20 protein-coding genes are annotated in these 19,202 nt (G+C 68.6%); 8 read left to right on the forward strand and 12 right to left on the reverse strand.

All coding sequences use genetic code 11. The features are described 5' to 3' along the window. Positions 1-9: 9 nt before the first annotated feature. Entirely contained in the window at positions 10-828 is an 819-nt protein-coding gene (nadE, locus tag ACIOTO_RS03120) for an ammonia-dependent NAD(+) synthetase (RefSeq protein ID WP_400856422.1), read from the reverse strand. A 109-nt stretch (positions 829-937) separates the two neighbouring features. On the opposite strand from nadE, the gene ACIOTO_RS03125 reads away from it, so the two are divergent. After that, the gene (locus ACIOTO_RS03125; RefSeq protein ID WP_400856424.1) at positions 938-1,495 is read left to right on the forward strand and encodes a nucleoside phosphorylase; all 558 of its coding nucleotides are present in this window, start codon (positions 938-940) and stop codon (positions 1,493-1,495) included. 13 nt (positions 1,496-1,508) lie between these two features. Here the strand turns inward: ACIOTO_RS03125 and ACIOTO_RS03130 are convergent, their stop codons facing one another. From ACIOTO_RS03130 to ACIOTO_RS03160, 7 genes are all read right to left on the reverse strand, one after another. Beyond that, positions 1,509-1,871, reverse strand: coding sequence for a hypothetical protein (locus ACIOTO_RS03130; protein WP_400856425.1), 363 nt, complete (start codon positions 1,869-1,871; stop codon positions 1,509-1,511). Beyond that, the gene (locus ACIOTO_RS03135) at positions 1,868-2,800 is read right to left on the reverse strand and encodes a hypothetical protein (protein ID WP_400856427.1); all 933 of its coding nucleotides are present in this window, start codon (positions 2,798-2,800) and stop codon (positions 1,868-1,870) included. The genes ACIOTO_RS03130 and ACIOTO_RS03135 overlap by 4 nt, the downstream gene beginning before the upstream one ends. Positions 2,801-2,849: 49 nt before the next feature. Beyond that, positions 2,850-5,837 carry an AAA family ATPase gene (locus ACIOTO_RS03140; protein WP_400856428.1) on the reverse strand — a complete coding sequence of 996 codons (2,988 nt, stop codon included), beginning with the start codon at positions 5,835-5,837 and terminating at the stop codon, positions 2,850-2,852. Further along, positions 5,838-7,007, reverse strand: coding sequence for an exonuclease SbcCD subunit D (locus tag ACIOTO_RS03145; protein WP_400856430.1), 1,170 nt, complete (start codon positions 7,005-7,007; stop codon positions 5,838-5,840). A 110-nt stretch (positions 7,008-7,117) separates the two neighbouring features. Further along, positions 7,118-8,563, reverse strand: coding sequence for an MFS transporter (locus ACIOTO_RS03150; protein ID WP_400856431.1), 1,446 nt, complete (start codon positions 8,561-8,563; stop codon positions 7,118-7,120). Between the two features lie 310 nt (positions 8,564-8,873). Continuing rightward, a complete protein-coding gene (locus ACIOTO_RS03155; protein WP_400856434.1) occupies positions 8,874-9,356 on the reverse strand; it encodes a DIP1984 family protein in 483 nt (160 codons plus the stop codon). Between the two features lie 52 nt (positions 9,357-9,408). Further along, positions 9,409-9,717, reverse strand: a complete 309-nt coding sequence (locus tag ACIOTO_RS03160; RefSeq protein ID WP_029263834.1) for a GNAT family N-acetyltransferase — start codon at positions 9,715-9,717, stop codon at positions 9,409-9,411. Between the two features lie 333 nt (positions 9,718-10,050). Between ACIOTO_RS03160 and ACIOTO_RS03165 the strand changes: the two genes are divergently transcribed. Genes ACIOTO_RS03165 through ACIOTO_RS03175 form a run of 3 tightly spaced genes read left to right on the forward strand, consistent with a single transcriptional unit; the run spans position 10,051 to position 11,982 of the window. Further along, positions 10,051-10,758: a winged helix-turn-helix domain-containing protein gene (locus ACIOTO_RS03165; RefSeq protein WP_301112181.1), complete on the forward strand. Its 708-nt coding sequence runs from the start codon at positions 10,051-10,053 to the stop codon at positions 10,756-10,758. A 43-nt stretch (positions 10,759-10,801) separates the two neighbouring features. Further along, a complete protein-coding gene (locus tag ACIOTO_RS03170; RefSeq protein WP_400856435.1) occupies positions 10,802-11,761 on the forward strand; it encodes a DNA-3-methyladenine glycosylase family protein in 960 nt (319 codons plus the stop codon). Positions 11,762-11,784: 23 nt separating this feature from the next. Further along, positions 11,785-11,982, forward strand: coding sequence for a hypothetical protein (locus ACIOTO_RS03175; RefSeq protein WP_029263831.1), 198 nt, complete (start codon positions 11,785-11,787; stop codon positions 11,980-11,982). Between the two features lie 25 nt (positions 11,983-12,007). Here ACIOTO_RS03175 and ACIOTO_RS03180 read toward each other — a convergent pair whose 3' ends face one another. Genes ACIOTO_RS03180 through ACIOTO_RS03195 form a run of 4 tightly spaced genes read right to left on the reverse strand, consistent with a single transcriptional unit; the run spans position 12,008 to position 15,823 of the window. After that, the gene (locus tag ACIOTO_RS03180; protein WP_372468459.1) at positions 12,008-12,763 is read right to left on the reverse strand and encodes an ABC transporter ATP-binding protein; all 756 of its coding nucleotides are present in this window, start codon (positions 12,761-12,763) and stop codon (positions 12,008-12,010) included. Then, the gene (locus ACIOTO_RS03185; protein ID WP_400856437.1) at positions 12,760-13,803 is read right to left on the reverse strand and encodes an iron chelate uptake ABC transporter family permease subunit; all 1,044 of its coding nucleotides are present in this window, start codon (positions 13,801-13,803) and stop codon (positions 12,760-12,762) included. Before ACIOTO_RS03185 ends, ACIOTO_RS03180 begins: the two co-directional genes overlap by 4 nt. Then, the gene (locus tag ACIOTO_RS03190) at positions 13,796-14,782 is read right to left on the reverse strand and encodes an ABC transporter permease (protein WP_400856438.1); all 987 of its coding nucleotides are present in this window, start codon (positions 14,780-14,782) and stop codon (positions 13,796-13,798) included. Before ACIOTO_RS03190 ends, ACIOTO_RS03185 begins: the two co-directional genes overlap by 8 nt. A gap of 48 nt (positions 14,783-14,830) precedes the next feature. After that, on the reverse strand, positions 14,831-15,823 hold the full coding sequence (locus ACIOTO_RS03195) for a siderophore ABC transporter substrate-binding protein (RefSeq protein ID WP_400856439.1): 993 nt from the start codon (positions 15,821-15,823) through the stop codon (positions 14,831-14,833). 100 nt (positions 15,824-15,923) lie between these two features. On the opposite strand from ACIOTO_RS03195, the gene ACIOTO_RS03200 reads away from it, so the two are divergent. The 4 genes from ACIOTO_RS03200 to ACIOTO_RS03215 all read left to right on the forward strand — a co-directional run bounded on the left by ACIOTO_RS03200 (position 15,924) and on the right by ACIOTO_RS03215 (position 19,051). After that, positions 15,924-16,691 carry a siderophore-interacting protein gene (locus ACIOTO_RS03200; protein WP_400856440.1) on the forward strand — a complete coding sequence of 256 codons (768 nt, stop codon included), beginning with the start codon at positions 15,924-15,926 and terminating at the stop codon, positions 16,689-16,691. Positions 16,692-16,782: 91 nt separating this feature from the next. After that, entirely contained in the window at positions 16,783-17,169 is a 387-nt protein-coding gene (locus tag ACIOTO_RS03205) for an MmcQ/YjbR family DNA-binding protein (RefSeq protein ID WP_372468457.1), read from the forward strand. Positions 17,170-17,201: 32 nt separating this feature from the next. Further along, positions 17,202-17,606, forward strand: a complete 405-nt coding sequence (locus tag ACIOTO_RS03210; RefSeq protein WP_400856441.1) for a VOC family protein — start codon at positions 17,202-17,204, stop codon at positions 17,604-17,606. Between the two features lie 275 nt (positions 17,607-17,881). Further along, the gene (locus ACIOTO_RS03215) at positions 17,882-19,051 is read left to right on the forward strand and encodes an RtcB family protein (RefSeq protein WP_105711121.1); all 1,170 of its coding nucleotides are present in this window, start codon (positions 17,882-17,884) and stop codon (positions 19,049-19,051) included. The last annotated feature ends 151 nt before the right edge of the window (positions 19,052-19,202 follow it).

Consider the following 19,202-nt stretch of genomic DNA (forward strand, 5'->3'; position numbering starts at 1 on the left):
AGAGCGCGGTCAGCGCCACCAGGTGTCGTCCGGGGTCACCGGGAGGTGCCGCTTGTGCTGCGTGGCGAGGTATCGCGCCTCGATGCGGCCGGCGACCTCGGGGTCGACCGGGCGCCCCTCCAGGAAGTCGTCGATCTGCTCGTAGGTGAGACCGAGTTCGTCCTCGTCGGCACGACCGGGCTGGCCGTCGAGCAGGTCGGCGGTGGGCACCTTGAACGCGAGACGATCCGGAGCATCCAGGAACTGCAGGAGCGAGCGTCCCTGGCGCTTGGTGAGACCGGACAGCGGGAGGATGTCGGCCGCGCCGTCGCCGAACTTCGTGTAGAAGCCGGTGACCGCTTCGGCGGCGTGGTCGGTGCCGATCACGAGGAGCCCGTCGTGACCTGCGAGCGCGTACTGCGTGACCATGCGGAGGCGGGCCTTGATGTTGCCGCGGTTGAAGTCGCTGATGTCGCTCGTGACCGCGAACTCGATGTCTTCCTCGACGCCGTCGACGCCGTTCTGGATGTTGACCTCGACGGAGGAGTCGGGCGCGATGAACTCCAGGGCGGCCTGGGCGTCATCGGCATCGTGCTGCACGCGGTAGGGCAGACGCACGGCGAGGAACTTCGCCTCGCCGCCCTCGGCGCGCACCCGCTCGACGGCGAGCTGGGCGAGGCGCCCGGCGAGCGTCGAGTCCTGCCCGCCCGAGATGCCGAGCACATAGCCCCTCGCTCCGGTCGTGCGCAGGTAGTCGGCGAGGAAACCGATGCGACGCTCGGTCTCGGCTTCAGGGTCGATCTGCGACCTGACACCGAGGTCCTCAGAGATCTGCTGCTGCAACGACATGTGATCCTCCGCTCGTTTCCTCGAATCAGTATCCCGCTTCCGTGTTACGTCGGGGTGACGTCGCGGCGTTCGGATGCTCCTGCCAGTCACGACCTGAGAGAATGGGGCAGTGAAACTCCTCGTCGCCGCGCTCGCATCCGAACTGTCCGCCTTCCCCGAGGAACTCGAGGGCTTCGACCGTCTCGTGACCGGCCCGGGCAAGCTGCAGGCGACGTACGCCCTGACGCGTGCGCTCGACGCCGACGTCTACGACGAGATCGTGGTCGTCGGCACGGCCGGCGCGATCGATCCCGACCTCGAAGCGACCGTCCACGAGGTCGGCACCGCGTTCCAGCACGACGTCACCGACCTCGACGGCGTCGCCGGCCAGCACGTCTCGCTGCCGGCACGGGTCGCCACCGGACGCGACGGCGTGCTGATCGCGACGGGCGACCACTTCGTCGAGGATGCCGAGGTCACCGCCGTGATCCGTCCTTCCGGAGCGGCGCTGGTCGACATGGAGACCTACGCGTACATCTGGGTCGCAGGACAGTTCGGCGTGCCCATCCGCGTGTTCCGTGCCGTGTCCGATCAGGCTGAAGACGGCGCTCTGACCGACTGGCGCGAGGCGGTCGCCCGCTGCAGCGTGCAGCTTCGCGATTTCATCCGCGCCGAGTACGGCGTCTGACGAGGGGCCAGGGTCACGGGAGCCTGGCGTACACCTCGCCCACCGTCCCGCACACGCTCGCAACCGGAGTGCCGCCCTCGGCATTCAGCTCGGAGTACATCGTCGCGACACCGCGTGCGTCGAGACCCGCTTCCTTCGCGTGGAGGATGAACGTCCAATACGCAGAGCATCCCGCTTCGCCCGCGAAAGGCAGGAGCGATGCGCTGACAGTCTCCAGCGCATTCCAGCCCACGACGGCGGCCACGATCATGAACAGCAGCGCGATGCTGGAAGTAAGAGCCCACACCCACATCACGACGCGCCTGATCGGTGACGGACGGTAATTCTCGGGGAGCACGGGAACGGAGGCTTCCACGAGCGACATCTCGGGGTTCATGAGGCGGTCCTTTCGCGGGTGTGACTGCCGGCTCTCGGCCGGTGAATCCGGAAGACGGCCACACTGAGAGAGATCACGACCGCGACCAGAAAGGTCGCCGGCCACGACCAGCCGAGGACTGTCGGCGCGAATGAGGCTCCGATGACGGCGAGCCCCCACGCGATCTCCACCGCGATACGCCGCGTCTGGTCGATCACGGAGGCAATCGCGGTGTCCGACGCCTCGGCCACTGCGTAGCCATATAGCCGCACGTGGGCGACTGCGATGAGCGCGCCGGCGAAGGAGAAGCACACGAGTTGCCCGTACGCCTGGGTCTCGTCGGCGATCACCGGGAGCCGCACCGCCAGCACGAGAAACAGAAAGGCGCCGAGACCCATGGCGAACTGCATCACGCGCCGACGCGTGTTAGTACGAGGCAGCGCGTTTGCGATCAGCACGTTCGCGCGGACGCCGAGTCCGTCCGAGAACGCCAAGGTGACACCGGCGACGATGACCCACAACGCGGCCATCCAGACCGGACTCGCGCCTTCGCGGATCCCGAAGTGCCAGAGTACGAAGACGGCAGCGAGGGAGATGAGCAGATTCCGCGCTCTCAAGATCCATCTCCCGAACCCGAGCCACGAAGAACCGCCGACCGCGTATGCGAATGTGTTCAATTCTCCCCGGTACCGCTGGGCAGCGAGGCCGAGTCCGCCCGCGAGAGCGACTGGGACCCCGATGCCCAGTGTCACTGCGGGAATCAGGTTCACCGCACCGACGGGGCCGCCGACGTGGGCAAAGGCGCCTACGACGAATCCCGCGACGAGAAAGGTGACGACGACCCCAGAGACCACCGACATCCACAGACGCGTGGCGAGAGCGGCCGAGAAGTAGGCCCCCGCGCTCAGCATGACCGAGATCGCCACGGCCTCGCTCATGGAAATGATCATGTTGCGAAGATAACAACGACCCCCGACATCTTCGCCCGGGGCCACCCCATCAGCGGGCCTCGATGATGCTCGGACCGTTCGGCAGCGCCCGCACCGTGAGCTGCGCCGGGATCTGCTCCTGCATGGCCTCGACATGGCTGATGACTCCGACCGTCCTGCCGCCCTGTCGCAGCTCGTCGAGCGTGCGCATGGCCACATCGAGCGTGTCACCGTCGAGCGAGCCGAATCCCTCGTCGATGAACAGCGTGTCGAGGCGGATGCCGCCGGCCCGGGCCGTGACCACCTCGGCGAGACCGAGTGCGAGTGCGAGTGAGGTGAGGAAGGTCTCGCCGCCCGACAACGACTGCGGCGGCCGCGTCTGCCCGGTGAAGGCATCGGAGACCACGATCCCGAGTCCGGATGCTGCCCCTCGAGCCGCGAGCGCGTCGGAGTGCTGCAGCTGGTAGCGGCCCGTCGACATGTCGTGCAGGCGCCGGTTCGCCGCGTCGACGATCTCTTCCAGCTCGGCCGCGAGGACGAACGTCTCCAGGGTCATCTTTCGGGTGTTCGCACCTCGCCCGGCGATCGTGTCGGCGAGGTTCTGCAGCACCTCGAATTCGGCCGCATCGGCGGCGGTGCGGGCATGCTCGGCGGTGGCGGAATCGATCAGTCCCCCGAGCCGTTCGGCCGTGCCCGTCGCCCGAGCCGCCGCGTCGACCGCCTCGGTCCAGGTCGCTCGGGCAGCCGCCGAGGCCTCTTCGACGGGCGCGAGATCGATCGGCTCTTCGGGGAGCGTCCGCAACTCCAGGTCGAACAGGATCGCCCGTTCCTTCTCCCGCTGCACGGCATGCTCGGCGATGCGCGCGTCCAGTGCCTCCTGCGTCGCCACGGAGCGGAGGGCGTGTTCAGCGGCGGTCACATCGTCGAACGGCGAGTCGGCGATCGCCCCATCCCGCTCAGCCTCCGCCTCGGCCAGCGCCTGCGTCCTGCGCAGACGTTCTGCCATCGCCTGGGCGACCGCGCGGGCGGCGGAGATCCTGGCGGCCATGTCGTCGAGACGCTCGGCGACCGTGTCGAAGGAGCCGCGGGCCTCGGCGATCAGTGTGTGGGCCTCCGTGCTCCGCTGCTGCAGCAGAGCGTGCTGCTCCCGCGCCCGAGCGAGCGCCGCCATGCCCTCGGTCTTCTCGGCCTCGAGCTGATCGACCCGGTCGACGAGGTCGCTCCGTTGCACGTCGAGCACCGTCAGCTCATCGGCTGCGGCCAGGCTGAGCGCGTGGGCTGCGGCGGCTGCTTCGTACTCCGTCTCGGCCTGGTCGACGCTCCGCCCGTCCGCGCGGGCGGAGACAGCAGCGAGTTCAGCCCGCAGGCTCGAAGACGCCGAGGAGAGTTCACGCTCCCGCTGCGCCGCGACGTCGCGGGCCTTCTCCGCTTCAGCGATGTCGTCTGTCGAGACGGGATCGGCGTGCGTGGCCGGAGCCGGATGCTCGAGTGAGCCACAAACCGGACACGGATGCTCGGGGCGCAGGCTCGACGCGAGTTCGCCGGACATCCCGTCGATGCGGCGCTGCCGCAGCTGTGCGAGGTTCGTCTGCGCGGCGGCGTGCACAGCAGTGGCGTCGGCGAGTTCGAGCTCGGTCGAGGCCTGCGTCTTCTGCAGCCGCTCCGCCTCGCGAGCCGCTGTGCGTCGAGCGCCTGCCTCTTCCTGGGCCGCTCGGGCATCGCCCACGCGGTCGGCCAGACGACGTTTCTCGTCGCGTTCCGCTGTCAGCGCGGCGATCGCGGCGGGGAGGGCGCCGCGTTCCGCTTCCCCGGCTTCGAGGCGCGCGGTCGCCGCCGCAACGGCCTCGTCGGCGGACTGCAGCTCGGCCTCGAGCGCCGGCGCCTGGCCCTCGAGCTCCCGCGCGCGCTCCCAGGAACCGCTTTCCCTGGTGCGCGCAGCAACCCAGCCGTCGAGGTCGCCATCGACGGTGACCTCGAACGCGTCCCACACCGCCCGTGACCGCTGCTCGTCTTCGGCCGCCACGGTGACCGCCGCCTGCGCTCGGGCTGCGGCAGTGATCGTCGACCGCACCGCCTCGGCGGCACGCGCGGCTGAGAGCTCGGCGCGGGCCTCGTCGATCGACGGCGCATCGGCATCCAGCCGCTCGAGCGCTGTCCGCGCGCGATCACGTTCCCGCTGGGCATGCTTCTCTTCGCGAGCGGTGGCGAGCGCCGCATCGGCATCGGCCGCACGCTTCTCCGCCTCCACCCGCTCCGAGGCGCGGCGCTCCGCCCGATAGTCGGCACGCGCCCTCGCTCGTCGGAGTGCCTCGAGACGCCCTTCTATCGGCGGGGGGCCGGACACCGCCGCGTCCTCGGTCGGCGCTGTCACGTCGTCGGAGAGCCCGCTGGTGATCACGAGCTGCTCGGCCTCGTCGATACGCGCATTCACCGTCGCGAGCCGAGCGCCGAGTGTCTGTTCCGCCTCCCGGCGCCGCTCGTCGAACCGTGCCTGCACGTCTTCGAACCGCTGTGTGCCGAACAGCCGCCGCAGCAGTGCCTGGCGGTCTCTGCTGCCCGCGAGCAGGAACTCGGAGAATCGGTTCTGCGCGAGCAGGATCACCTGGAGGAACTGCTCGCGGCTGAGCTGGAGGATCTCATCGAGCTCGCCTGCGACATCGACGGCGCGAGCGGCGCGACCCACCCAGCCGGCATCGGTCCACTCGTCGAGGGCGACGGCCGAGGCCTGCTTGGTCATGCCGCCGCCACGTTTGGCGGGACGCAGGTACTCCGGTGAACGGGTCACACGGAAACGGCCCGCCGGAGTGCTGAACTCGACCACCACCTCCGACGGATCGTCGGGCTCGCAGTGATCGCTGCGCAAGCGCTTCTCACCGCCGTCATAACGCGGCACTCCGCCGTAGAGTCCGAAGCACACGGCGTCGAGGATGCTCGATTTACCTGCCCCCGTGCGGCCGGCGATGAGGAAGATGCCGTCGTCGGCGAACGCGTCGAAATCGACGACCTGCCGCGAACGGAAGGGACCGAAGCCCTCGACCTCCAGGCGATGGAGACGCATCTAGACGAGTGCCTCCGCGCGCACGCGCTCATCGAGCACCGCACGGATCAGCTCGTGCTCGACCTCGGTGGGCCCGTGACCTGCCCGCACATGCTCGAGGAACGCCTCGATGCGGTCGGCATCGGTGACGGCGGAGCGCAGCCGCTGCACGTACGACTTCTCCTCCACCTCTGCGACAGCTGCGGGCTGGTGCTGAACCATCGCGCAGTGGGGATAGCTCTCTCGCAGACGCCGCATCGGCTCGGACTGCGGCACCGCATCCGTGTAGACGGCGCAGACCCAGTCGTCGGCGTGTGCGGCGACGGTGTCGGCTGCGAGGATCTCCTCGAGCGAGCCCGTGAGCGTGACGAGCCGACGCGGAACCGGCAGCTCGAGCCACTCGACCGTGGCGAGGCCCTCGGCGTCGAGCTCGACCAGCCAGGATCCGCGCGGCTTGTCCTGCTCGCCGAAGCTGTAGTGCAGCGGAGCACCCGCGTACCGGACGCGCTCGCTGATCTGCTGTCGCCCGTGGATGTGGCCGAGCGCGACGTAATCGGGGCCGTCGAAGACGCTCAGCGGCACGACGTCGAGTCCGCCCTGACGCACCTCGCGTTCGAGCCCGACGGTCGCGTCGACGCCGGCCGCGAAGCAGTGCGCGATCGCCACCGAGCGCCCCTCGTGCTCGCGCATGCCGGCGCGGACCAGATCCATCGCATGGGCCATGGTCTGCGCCTGCGTGCGCAACTGCCGCCCCGAGCTGTCGCCCTCGGGCCAGTACTGACGGACGATCGCCGGTTCGAGATAGGGGATGCCGAAGAAATGGACGGGCCCCTCGGGGTCGGCGATGGTGACCGGCACGCCGACCGCGAGCGGATCGGTCAGCACGTGGATGCCCTCGCGGAGCAGCCGGGCCTGGAAACCGAGTCGCGCGGCCGAGTCGTGGTTGCCGCTCGTGACGATGACGCGGGCGCCCGTCTCGTGCAGTGACACCAGAGCATCGCCGAGCAGCGTGTACGCGGCGCCCGACGGCGTCGCGGAGTCGAAGACGTCGCCCGCGACGACGACGACGTCGACCGCGTTCTCGCGAACCTGCTCCGTGAGCGCGCCGAGCACCTCGGCCAGCGCGTCCATGGTCGAGTTGCCATGGAACGTCCGGCCGATGTGCCAGTCGGAGGTGTGCAGGATTCGCATACTCACACGGTACGAACACCCTCGGACATTACGTTCGAGGCGTGCCGCGGCATCCGTTCCCGGGGCGGGAATCAGGCGATCTACGCCGAGACGGATGCCGCGACCACGGCTCAGTGCGCGGCGAGGGCCCGCTCGCCCTGCGTGGGCATCAGCTCCTCCTTGGTGCCGCGCACCAGGAACATCGCGATCACGGAGGCGGCGACCATGAAGATCGCGGCGGCGATGAACGTCCAGCCGTATGCGTCGGTCAACTGCGACGGCGTGACGTCGGCCTGAGCGTGACCGCCCACGGAAGCCGCGTACACGGCGGTGAACACCGACAGCCCGATCGATCCGCCGATCTGCATCGCCGAGTTCGCCATGGCGGACGCGACACCGGCATCGTGCGGGGCCACCCCCGACAGCGCCAGGTTCTGCAGCGGGATGAAGATGAAAGCCATGCCAACACCGAGCACCACCAGCGCAGGGGCGACCTGCAGGAGGTACGCGCCGTCCGGCGTGATCCCCGAGAGGTAGACCATCCCCGCCGCCGCGAGCAGCGGTCCGACGATGAGCATCGGCCGCGGTCCGATTACCGGCAGCAGCCGGGTCGCGATCGGTGCGATGATCATCGTCGCGATCGGCAGGGGCAGCGTGGCGAGCCCTGCCGGGAACGCCCCCATCCCGAGCACGAACTGCAGGTGGAAAGTGAGGTACATCGTGGCGCCGATCATGATGGCGCCGGCGACGCCCTGGATGAGGAACGCCCCACCCCGGACGCGGTCGGCCACGATCCGCAACGGCAGCAGCGGCTGCGCGACCCGGCTCTCGATCCAGACGAAGACCGCGAGCAGGACGACACCGAGCACCAGGAACGTGATCGTCAGTGGATCGCCCCAGCCGTGCTCGGCGAGGCTGAACCCGTAGACGAGTGCCCCGAGCCCGAGGGTCACCGTGATGGTCCCCCAGACGTCGTACCGGTTCTCACCCTCGGCCTTGCTCTCGGTGAGGAAGAGGGCGCCGCCGATGAGCCCGACCACGACGAAGAAGATATTCACGAAGAGGCACCAGCGCCAGTCGGCGAATTCGGTCAGCAGCCCGCCGAGCAGGAGGCCGACCGCTGCCCCCGTTCCCGCGACGGTGCCGAACACGGCGAAGGCGGTGTTGCGCTCACGGCCGGAGGGGAACGTCACCGTCAGCAGGGCCAGTGCCGCCGGTGCGAGCAGCGCCGCGAAGACGCCCTGGAGTCCGCGCGCGAGGATGAGCTCCCACCCCTGCTGCGCGAATCCGCCGTACAGCGATGCCGCGCCGAATCCGATCATGCCGATCATGAAGATGCGCTTGCGGCCGATGTAGTCGGCGAGGCGTCCGCCGAAGAGGAGGAGCGCACCGAACGCGAGGGCGTAAGCCGTGACGACCCACTGCCGCTGTCCGTCGGTGAGACCGAGAGCGGCCTGTGCACGCGGCAGCGCGATGCTCACGATGGTGCCGTCGAGCACCACGACGAGCTGGGTGAGGGAGATGACGATGAGTGCCCACCACCGGGAATGTGGACGGGCGCGCAGGGATGAAGACATGGAAAAACCTCCGGTGTCTGATGAGGATGCCGGAGGTTTCGAGCCTCGGATCAGCACGCCTCTCGGCGCCTGACCACCTCAGCCAACGGGGCTGAGCAGAACTCCATTCTATCGCATGATGTTCGAGGGGGAAGCGGAAGGTCCCCTGACCCACCCTCGTCGCGACGATCGGCACGCGGTGATGCGAGATGCGCTGTGCACCTTCACCTGTGCGGCGTGCGGGGCTGCGCGATGCGATATCAGGGCTGCCCTCCACCCGACAGGTGCCGGCTTGCCCCGCCGGCTGAGGGTTGTGCCCGCTTCGTCGTGACTACCGACTTCCGCTCTCCTCCTCGAGGTCGTTCGACCAGTTCGCCTGCTGGATCCGGTTGTCGAGCTCCCGCAGCTCCTGCGCGACGGCGTCGGCCCTCGATCGCAGCTGCGCGACCGGCAGCGCCGAGACCTGCCGCAGCTCCGACCGCATCTGGCGCAGGTACTGGTCGTTGGATCCGGATGCCGCGGCGGCCGCCTCCGTCAGCACGGAATGGCGCAGACGCAGCACGTCGCGGGCGGCGAGCGCATCCGTCATAGTGCCGTCCGCGCCCAACTCGAGCCGCGCGTTGGTCGCGTTGATGCGACGGATCAGGTCGCGCAGCTGGGTCAGGGCGGCGTCCGCTTCGACGATGAGGGCCGCGGCATCCTCAGCCGGCTCCTCGCCCTCCTGGAAGCGGGCGTTCGCGACGATGCGGGCACGCAGCTGCTCGATGCGGCGCTGCAGATCGGCTCGTGCGGTGAGGGCCTCAGCGAGTTTCATGGGCCCATCCTCGCAGCAGGCGGCCGTAACACGGCGTCATACAGCAGGCGAGTCAGCGCGAACGCAGCAGCGGGGCGTGCTCGGGGTTCGCTGCGAACCAGTCCGCGACGTACCAGCAGACGGCGTCGACTTTGCGGTCTCCGCGCTCCTCGATGTCGGCGACGGCCCCCTCGACGACCTTTCCGGCATAGCCGTTGCCGCGGAAAGTCGGGACCGTGAAGGCTCGCGTCAGAGCGATCGTGTGTCCGTCGTCGCGGTAGTCGAGAACGCTCACGAGCTTTCCGTCGCGCATGAGCGTGTAGCGCGACGCGTCCTTCTCGTCGGTCAGGATGAAGCCGCCGACAGTGTGCGAGATCGTCATCCGCACAACGTTACGCCCGCTCGCCGACGCCCGGGCGTTTTGACATGAGCGGTCACGATCGGACATAATCCCCCCATGACCACCAACGCAAGCCCTTTGTCCGCCCAGGAGGCGAACAGGACTGCCGGGATGATGATGCCCGGTCGCGTTGGCATGTGTTGCCGAATGTGTCGCTGAACGAACAGCCACCCCGCCTGACCTGACTCCTCGACATCTGCGAGGTCAGAGTCACCGAGCATCCACCCTTTGCTCGCTTCCCGGCTCCGCCGGTCATTCATGCAACGCATCAGAGCCCCGCTCGATCCGGGCTCACGTCCTGAGGACTTCATCATCATGTCGAACACCGCACTTCTCGAGCGTCCCGCCACCACCGCCGCGATCCGCACGCAGCCCGAGGCCGCTGCCCCGCTGGCCGCTGCCGGAGCAGATCTGCCCGCTGTCCGCTCGCCCCGCGGCTTCGCCCTCTACGTCGGACTCGACGAGATCAAGGCGGCCGAAGCCGGAGTCAGCCTCCCCCTCCTCGTCGACGCCCTGCGTCGCACGCTCGCCGAGCTCGCACCGGGAGCCGAGACGCACGCCACGGTCGCTCTCGCACCGCACGGCTCCGGGGGCCGCGACCTCGACGTCGTCCGCCTCGCCCTGCAGGAGCCGGGTGCCATCGCCCGCACCAAGGCCGCCGCCGAAGAGGACACCGTGGAAGAGGAGACCGGCGTCACCGTCGACATCTCCCGCAAGCGCGTGCTCATCGACGGAGAATCCGCGGCTTTCACCTACAAGGAGTTCGAGCTGCTGCAGTACCTCGTGCTCCGCGAGGGACGCACCATCGAGCGCAGCGAGCTGGTCTCCGCGCTATGGCAGGCACAGGACGACGAGACGCCCGGCGAGCGCACGATCGACGTGCATGTCCGCCGCCTTCGCGCCAAGCTCGGCCGCTACGAGGACATCGTCCGCACCGTGCGCGGCATCGGGTACCGGTTCGACCGCCACGCCGACGTCGTCATCCGCTACGGCCACGGAACCCCCTCGCCCGACCGCTTCTGAGTCACCTCGGGTCGGTGTCAGGACCGGCGCGTAGGGTGGGTGCATGACCCTGATCGAGCACCCTGCAGCGGCCGACGCCGCGCCCGCGGATGCTCGATGGGAGACCGTCTACCGGCCGCCGCATCCGCTCGATCTTCGCCGCACCGTCGGCATGCTCCGCCGCGGCGGCACCGATCCGACGATGATCGTCGACGGCGGCCTCATCTGGCGTGCCGTGCGCACTCCGCTCGGCCCCGCGACACTCGCCCTGCGCATGTCGGGCGACGAGGTCAGGGTCTCGGCCTGGGGTTCCGGAGCCGAGCACGCTCTCGACGGCGTTCCCGCACTCTGCGGCGCACACGACGAGCCCGGCGACTTCGACGCGTCGCTGCATCCGCTCATCGCAGAGTCCGCCCGGCGCACCCCCGGGCTGCGGCTCGCCCGCACCGACGCGGTGTTCGACGCTCTCGCGTGCGCGATCATCGAGCAGAAGGTCACCGGCATGCAGGCCTTCGGCGCCTGGCGCTGGCTCGTCTCCCGCTTCGGCGAGCGTGCGCCCGGCCCCACGCCGCGACCCATGTTCACCGCGCCGACAGCTGCGCAGTGGTTCCGCATCCCCTCGTGGGCCTGGCACCGCGCGGGAGTGGAGCCACCGCAGTCCCGCACGATCGTGCGCGCGGCCGAGCGCGGCGACCGCATCGCCCGTGCCGTGAGCGCGGCGACGACCGGCGCCGACCGCGACCGCGTGCTCACCAGCCTGCCGGGCGTCGGCGTCTGGACGTCGGCCGAGACCCGCATCCGCGCGCTGGGAGACCCCGATGCCGTCAGCGTCGGCGACTACCACCTGGCGCACGAGGTGGGACATGCGCTCACCGGGAAGCGCACCGACGACGACGGGATGCTCGAGCTCCTCGAACCCTGGGCCGGTCAGCGGCAGCGCGTCATCCGCCTCATCTTCGCCAGCGGGGTCCAGGAACCGCGCCGCGGCCCCCGCCTCGCTCCCGAGGACCATCGCGGCCGCTGACTCCGTCGGCCTATGCTGGGGCCATGTCCCGTAGAGCGATGCGCATCTCCATCACCGTCGGCCTGCTGATCGTCGGCGTGGTGGTCGGGCTGATCTTCCAGAACGTTTGGCTCGGTGTGCTCCTCGCTGCGATCGTCTGGCTGGGATGGTTCCTCGGCTACGAGTCGCGCCGCGGCAACAACGCCGGGGTCAACGACGAGGACCACGGCATCGAGCTCTGAGGCCCCTGGCACCGCATCCGTCCGCTCAGTAGTAGACGGCGAGCGGCCCCGACGGACCGTCGACGACGCGCACCGGGGTGTCGAACACCCGGGTGAGCACCTCGTCGGTCATGATCTCGGCCGGGGAGCCGAACTCCACCACCGCTCCGTCCTTCATGGCGCAGATGTGGTCGGAGTAGTGCCCGGCGAAGTTGATGTCGTGCAGCACGATGACGATCGTGCGTCCGAGTTCCTCCGCAGCCCGGCGCAGGTGTTTCATCATCTGCACCGCGTGCCGCATGTCGAGGTTGTTCAGCGGCTCGTCCAACAGCACGAACTCGGTGTCCTGCGCCAAGACCATCGCGACGTAGGCGCGCTGGCGTTGCCCGCCGGAGAGCTCGTCGAGATAGCGCCCCTCGAGAGGCCCGAGATCGAGGAAGTCGATCGCCCGGCTGATGATCTCCTCGTCCGCCCGGGTCAGCCGCCCCTTCGAGTGCGGGAAGCGTCCGAAGCCGACCAGCTGCCGCACGGTGAGCCGGGTGACGAAGTGGTTCTCCTGGCGCAGGATCGACACGACCTTCGCGAGGTCCTTCGATTTGGTGGAGGCGACGTCGAGCCCGGCGATCTCGATCGCACCGGCGTCCATGCCGTTCAAGCGACCGATCATCGTCAGCAGCGTCGACTTGCCGGCGCCGTTAGGGCCGATGAGCGCGGTGATGCCGCCGGCGGGGATCTCGAGATCGACGGGGCCGATCGCGACCTCGCTGCTGTAGTCACGGCGGACGCCGTCGAGTGCGATCACAGTCTGCCCTTTCTGAGGATGACGATGAGGAACACGGTGCCGCCGACGAGCTCGATCAGGATCGACACCATCCCCTGCGCGTAGAAGACGTTCTTCATCACGAAGTACGCGCCCGCGAGGATGGTGAACGCCGTGAGCACCGCGACGGGAAAGATGAGCCGATGGTCGTGCGTGTCGGCGAACTGATACGCCAGCGTCGCCACCAGGAATCCGAGGAACGTCATCGGACCGACGAGCGCGGTCGAGGTCGCCATCAGCACGGCCACCAGGAAGAGCACGATGAAGAGCTCGCGGCGATGGTCGACGCCGAGGGAGCGCGCGGCATCCGGACCCAAGGCCATCAGGTTCAGCCGGCGGGACCGCAGCCAGAGCAGCGCGGATGCCGCGATGACGAGCGGGACCGCCAACGGGAGGTAGGAGGGATCGGCGTTGGAGACGTTGCCGAACAGCCGGGCGGCGAGCACGTCGAACTCGCTCGGGGCGAGCAGTCGCTGCATGAACGTGGCGATCGCGCCCAGTCCCCCACCGATCACGATGCCCACCAGGAGCATGATCTGCAGGTTGCCGTAGCGCCCGGAAAGCAACCAGCCGTAGAGCGCGACCGCGAGCCCGACCATGATCGCGACCTGGATCGCGAACTGCCCGACTCCCTGGATCGCCACGAGCCCCGCTACCCCGAACAGGTAGACGGTCGAGGTCTGCACGACGCGATACAGCGACTCGAAGCCCATGATCGACGGGGTGATGATGCGGTTGTTGGTGACAGTCTGGAAGCTCACGGTGGCGATGGCCTGCGCGACCGCGACGAGCGCCATCACCGTCACATCGGTCGCGCGATGCTGGGCGATGCGCCAGAACCCCGTCGAGCCGACGGGCATGGGGTTCCCCCACGCGAGGAGGCCGAATCCGGATCCCGCTGCCAGGACGATGAGGATGCCCAGCACGATCAGGTAGCGCCGACGCGCACGCGGGGTCGTGAACGAGCCGGCCGAGCGCGTCGCCGGGGTCGTCGTCAACTGCTCCCCCACGCCGCTAACCACGTCGACGCTGCCTCAGCAGAAGCAGCACGAACACCACGGCGCCGACGACGCCGAGGATCAGCGACACCGGTACCTCGAACGGCATGATGATCGTGCGCCCGATGATGTCGCACACCGTGACGATCGCGATGCCGAGCAGGCACACCCAGGGCAGGTTGCTGCGCAGGTCGTCGCCGCGCACCATCGAGACGATGTTCGGCACGATCAGTCCGAGGAAGGGCAGGTTGCCGACGACGACCGTGACCACACCCGTGGTGATCGCGATGAGGACGGTGCCGAGCAGGATGATCCGGTTGTAGTTCACGCCGACGTTCGTGGCCACCTCTTCGCCGAGTCCGGCGATGGTCAGCCGATCGGCGACGAGGAAGACGATCACGCCGATGATCGCCACGATCCACAGCATCTCGTACTGGCCGCGCATCACCGAGGTGAAGCTGCCGGCGAACCACACGCCCAGGATCTGCAGCGAGTTGGTGGCGAGCGCGAGATAGGTCGACAGGGCGCCGACGACCGCGCCGAGCATGATGCCGACGATCGGGACGATGAGCGAGGACTTGAGGGCGACGCGGCGCAGGAAGGCGAAGAACACCATCGTGCCGACGAACGCCGCGAGCACTGCTCCCGCCATCCGCAGCGGGAGCGACGGCTGCGGGACGAGGATCATGACCATGAGGAGTCCGAGCCCCGCCCACTCGGTGGTTCCGGTCGTCGTCGGCTCGACGAAGCGGTTCTGGGTGAGCAGCTGCATCACGAGGCCTGCCATCGCCATCGCCGCGCCCGAGAGGACGAGGGCTATCGTGCGGGGCACGCGCGTGATCTGGAACATCTCCGCGCCGTCGTCGGCTCCGGCGATGTCGTACACGCCGGTGAACAGCGAGATGACGAGGAGCACGCCGACGACGAGCACGCCGAGGAGCAGCGTGCCGTCGAAGAGCCGCCCGGTGTACCGGGGCGGCGGGGTGATGTCGGTGGAGACCATGATGACGGTGCGGCGGCACCCGAATCATCCGGATGCCGCCGCGTTACCTCAGTTCTTCGCGGCCTCGAGGGCGTCGGCGAAGTCCTCGAGGAACGTCGTGTACGTCTGGATTCCCTCGTTCAAGTAGGTGTCGGTGGGCATGTAGACGATCTGCTCGTCCTTCACCGCCGTGACGCCGGCGAGCGCCTCGGAACTCTCCAGGATCTCGGCCGCCTGCACGTAGTCGGGGGTCTCCGCAGCGAACACGGCGTCGCGGTCGAGCACGAGGATCCAGTCGGGGTTCGAAGCCGCGATCGCCTCGACCGAGATGTCGTCGCCCTGGTGATCGTCGGTCGCGTCCTCGACCTCGAGCGCCGGCGTGAGTCCGAGGATGTCGTAGATCGGGCCGAGCGAGCGGCCGACGGTCGGGGCGAGGTACCCGATCTCACCGCCGGAGGTGTTCACAGCCATGACGGTGTCGGCGTCATCGTAGGCGGCCTGGGCGCGCTCGACGGCGGCGTCGAAGTCATCCACCAGCTTCTGCGCCTCGTCCTGCTTGCCGAAGATCTCGCCCAGCGCGGTGACCTGGCGCTTGAGCTCCTCGTCGAAGGGCTCGCCCTCACGCGGCTCGAGGTCGATGATCGTGGCTTCGGGCACGAGATCGGCGATGGCCGCGTTGTGCTGGGTGAAGCGCTGACCGCTGATGATGAGGTCGGGTTCGACCGCGACGACGGCCTCGAGGTCGGGTTCGCTGTGCAGGCCGATGTCGACGATGGCGTCGTCCTTCACGTACGACACGGTCTCGGGCATGAGCGCGACGGCGCCGGCCGAGAGCTCGACTCCCCAGTCGGAGAGCGTCTGGAAGGTGCGGTTGTCGAGGGCGACGACGGAAGCCGGAGGGGTCGCGATCTCGTGCGTGCCGGTGTTGTCCTCGATCGTGACGGATGCCGCCGCAGGTGCGTCCTTCGCAGGTTCCGCCGTGCTGCCGGAAGCGCAGCCGGCGAGGGCGAGGAGGCCGACGAGCGCGACGCTCGTGGCGGTGAGGGTTCTGGGCACGGACATGGAGAGACTCCTGTTCTGCGGGATCTGTGCGCACACGGTGGCGCCGGGAGGTCGAGGTTAGGGTGCCCTTCCCTCGACATATTTAGGTTAGCCTTACTTCATGAGCGATACGAAATCCGGCTTCTCGATCGAGCGTCGCGGCCTCGAGCTGCGCTTCCGCACCGTGACTCTGAGCGCCCGCGAATGGCTGGCTCCGGACTTCGTGCGGGTGCGACTCACCGGCTCCGACCTCGCCGGCTTCGAGTCGCTGGGTTCCGACGACCACATGCGGCTGTTCTTCCCGGCGGGGCCGGTCGGCTCCGTCGAGGAGCTGCGTGCTTCTCCGAGCCGTGAGTACACGCCGCTCGCCTGGGGCGACGACTGGCTCGACGTCGAGTTCGCCGTGCACGGCGATCAGGGTGTCGCCGCGCCGTGGGCGGCGACCGCGCCGCTCGGTTCATCCATCGGCGTCGGTGGCCCCCGCGGGTCGGCCGTGCTGGTCGGCGAACCCGACGGATGGCTGCTCGTCGGCGACGAGACGGCGATCCCCGCGATCCGCCGCTTCGCCGCACTGATCCCCGAGGGAACCCCGGCACGCATCGTGGTGGAGACCGTCAATCAGGGCCGCGAGTTCGACATCGAAGCGCCGGTCGAGGTCGAGTGGCTGCACCGCGGCGATGCTCCTTCCGGCTCCGAACTCATCGCCTTCCTCGAGCGCCTGACAGCCGAAGATGCCGTGGGCTCCGACCCGTTCGTCTTCATCGCCGCCGAGCAGTCGATCGTCAAGCCGGGCCGGGCGCTCCTCGGCCGATGGGGCGTCGACACCGCGAACGCCATCGTGAAGGGCTACTGGAAGCGCGGCGAAGCCGAGTACCACGCACCGCACTGAGCCCGTGCCGGCTCCGTGGCCTCCACTGTCGGCGGGAGGCCGTACGGTGGTGCGTACCGTCGTTTGGCACCGTTTCGGAAGAGGAGTGCTCATGAAAGGTGACCGCCTGCAGCAGTGTGCGCGGGACCGCGCCGATGAACTGCCGGGGTCTCGACTCGAGCATCCTTTCGGCCCCGAATGGGATGTGTTCAAGGTGCGCGACAAGGTGTTCATGCTGCTCACTTCGGCCACGGGCGAGGCCATGGTGACCCTCAAGGCGGCGCCCGAAGACGGCGACGCGCTCCGCCGCCAGTTCGATGACATCATCCCCGGCTATCACATGAACAAGAAGCACTGGATCTCGCTCCGCCCCGGTGGCAAGCTGCCCCAGGACCTCGTCCGGGAGCTGGTGACCGAGTCGTACCTCCTCGTCGTGGAGAACCTCCCTCGTCGCCAACGGCCCGTCGACCCCGCCACATTCGGGAAGATCGCTCCCTGACGCCGTCGGGCGTTTCTGGAAGACTGGGCCGCATGGCACTTCTGGATCATCTGGGCATCACCGTCGACGACCTCGAGCGCGGCCGAGCGCAGTTCCATCCGGTCCTCACCGCCCTGGGCTATCAGAGCGGCGGCGAAGACGACCATTCGATCTCTTGGAACAACGGCGACGAGACCGAGATCATCCTGTACACCTGGGACGAGGACTCCGCCCCGCACCGGCACGGCAGGATCGGCTGGCAGCACATCGCTTTCGCCGTTCCGACGCGCGATGAGGTCGAACGCCTGCACGCGATCGCGTTGGATGCGGGCTGGACCGCCGTGCGTGACCCCAAGGAGTATCCCCGTTACTCCGAGAGCTATTACGCCTCGTTCGTCGAGGACGCCGACGGCATCCGCATCGAGTTCATGTACAACCCGCCGCGCGAGACGGCTTGACTCCCGGGCGTGTCGCCCCCTAGTGTGGCAAAGCTGTGCCGATCGGCCCAGCACGCCAGCCGAGGAGTCGACGGATGACCGCCCAGCGGAACCTTCCCATCGGAGCGGTGTTGCAGCTTCAGTCGAAGCGCAATGACCGCAACGAGTCGTACCCTCCGGCGCGCGCCGTGTGACAGCATCCGCTCTCGCAACGCCCCGCACCGTCAGGTCCGGGGCGTTTTCCGTTCGGAGAGCACCCTGACCTGTGGCTGACCACCACCACAAGGAAAGGAATCATGGAGAGGCTCTCCGCACGGCTGCTGTCGTGGGCGTCGCTGATCGACGAGAAGACACTCGCTCAGGCGCACACCACGGCCCGCATGCCGTTCATCCACCCGCACCTGGCGCTGATGCCGGATGCGCACCTCGGCAAGGGGGCGACGGTCGGCTCGGTCATCCCGACGCTCGGCGCGATCATCCCCGCGGCCGTCGGCGTCGACATCGGCTGCGGCATGATCGCCGTCCGCACCCAGTTCACGAGGAACGACCTCGAAGGTCGCGACCTCGCCGAGCTTCGGGAGCAGATCGAACGCGCCATCCCGTTGTCGGCAGGTCGGTACAACCGCAAGGTCGTCACGACCGCCGAGCCGCGCATCGCCGAGCTCGAGCAGCTCGCCGAGAAGAACGGCTTCGACCCCGCGAGCTACGCCGGCAACTGGCGCCTGCAGCTGGGCACGCTCGGCTCCGGCAACCACTTCATCGAGGTGTCGGTCGACGAGCTCGACCGGGTGTGGCTGTTCCTGCACTCGGGCTCCCGGGGTGTCGGCAACAAGATCGCCATGAAGCACATCTCGGTCGCGCAACGGCTATGCAAGCAGTGGTGGATCGACCTCCCCGACCCCGACCTGGCGTACCTGGTCGAAGGCACCGAGGAGTTCACGCGGTACATCCGAGAGCTGCGGTGGGCCCAGCAGTTCGCCCTGCTGAACCGGGAGGAGATGATGGACCGGGTCGTGCGGCAGGTGTCCGAGTTCCTCGGCACCGCGGTCGACGAGCAGGAGCGCATCAACTGCCACCACAACTTCACCGAGTCGGAGAAGCACTACGGCAAGCAGGTATGGGTGTCCCGGAAGGGCGCGATCCAGGCGGACGCCGGTCGTCCGGGACTCATCCCCGGATCGATGGGCACCGCGTCCTACGTGGTCGAAGGGCTCGGCGACCCGCAGTCACTGAACTCCTCACCGCACGGCGCGGGTCGAGAGTACTCCCGGTCGGCCGCGAGGCGGGCGTTCACACACGACCAGCTGCGGGAGGCGATGACGGGCATCGAGTTCCGTGACACCGACGCCTTCGTCGACGAGATCCCGCAGGCGTACAAGCCGATCGACCAGGTGATGGCGGATGCCGCGAGCCTCGTGTCGATCCGGCACACGCTGCGGCAGCTCGTCAACGTGAAGGGCGATTGAGACAAGGAGCCGGGCGGCGGAGATCGCGCCGCCCGGCTCCGGCGGCATCCTCGTCGCCCTCGTCAGAGCGGCTCGACTACTCCTCCCCGGGCACGCTCGAAAACGTCTTGTCCCCACCTCCCGGGTCACCGATATCTTCGCTGCCCGCGGC

The sequence above is a fragment of the Microbacterium sp. NPDC087592 genome (assembly GCF_044743585.1).
GTDB lineage: Bacteria > Actinomycetota > Actinomycetes > Actinomycetales > Microbacteriaceae > Microbacterium.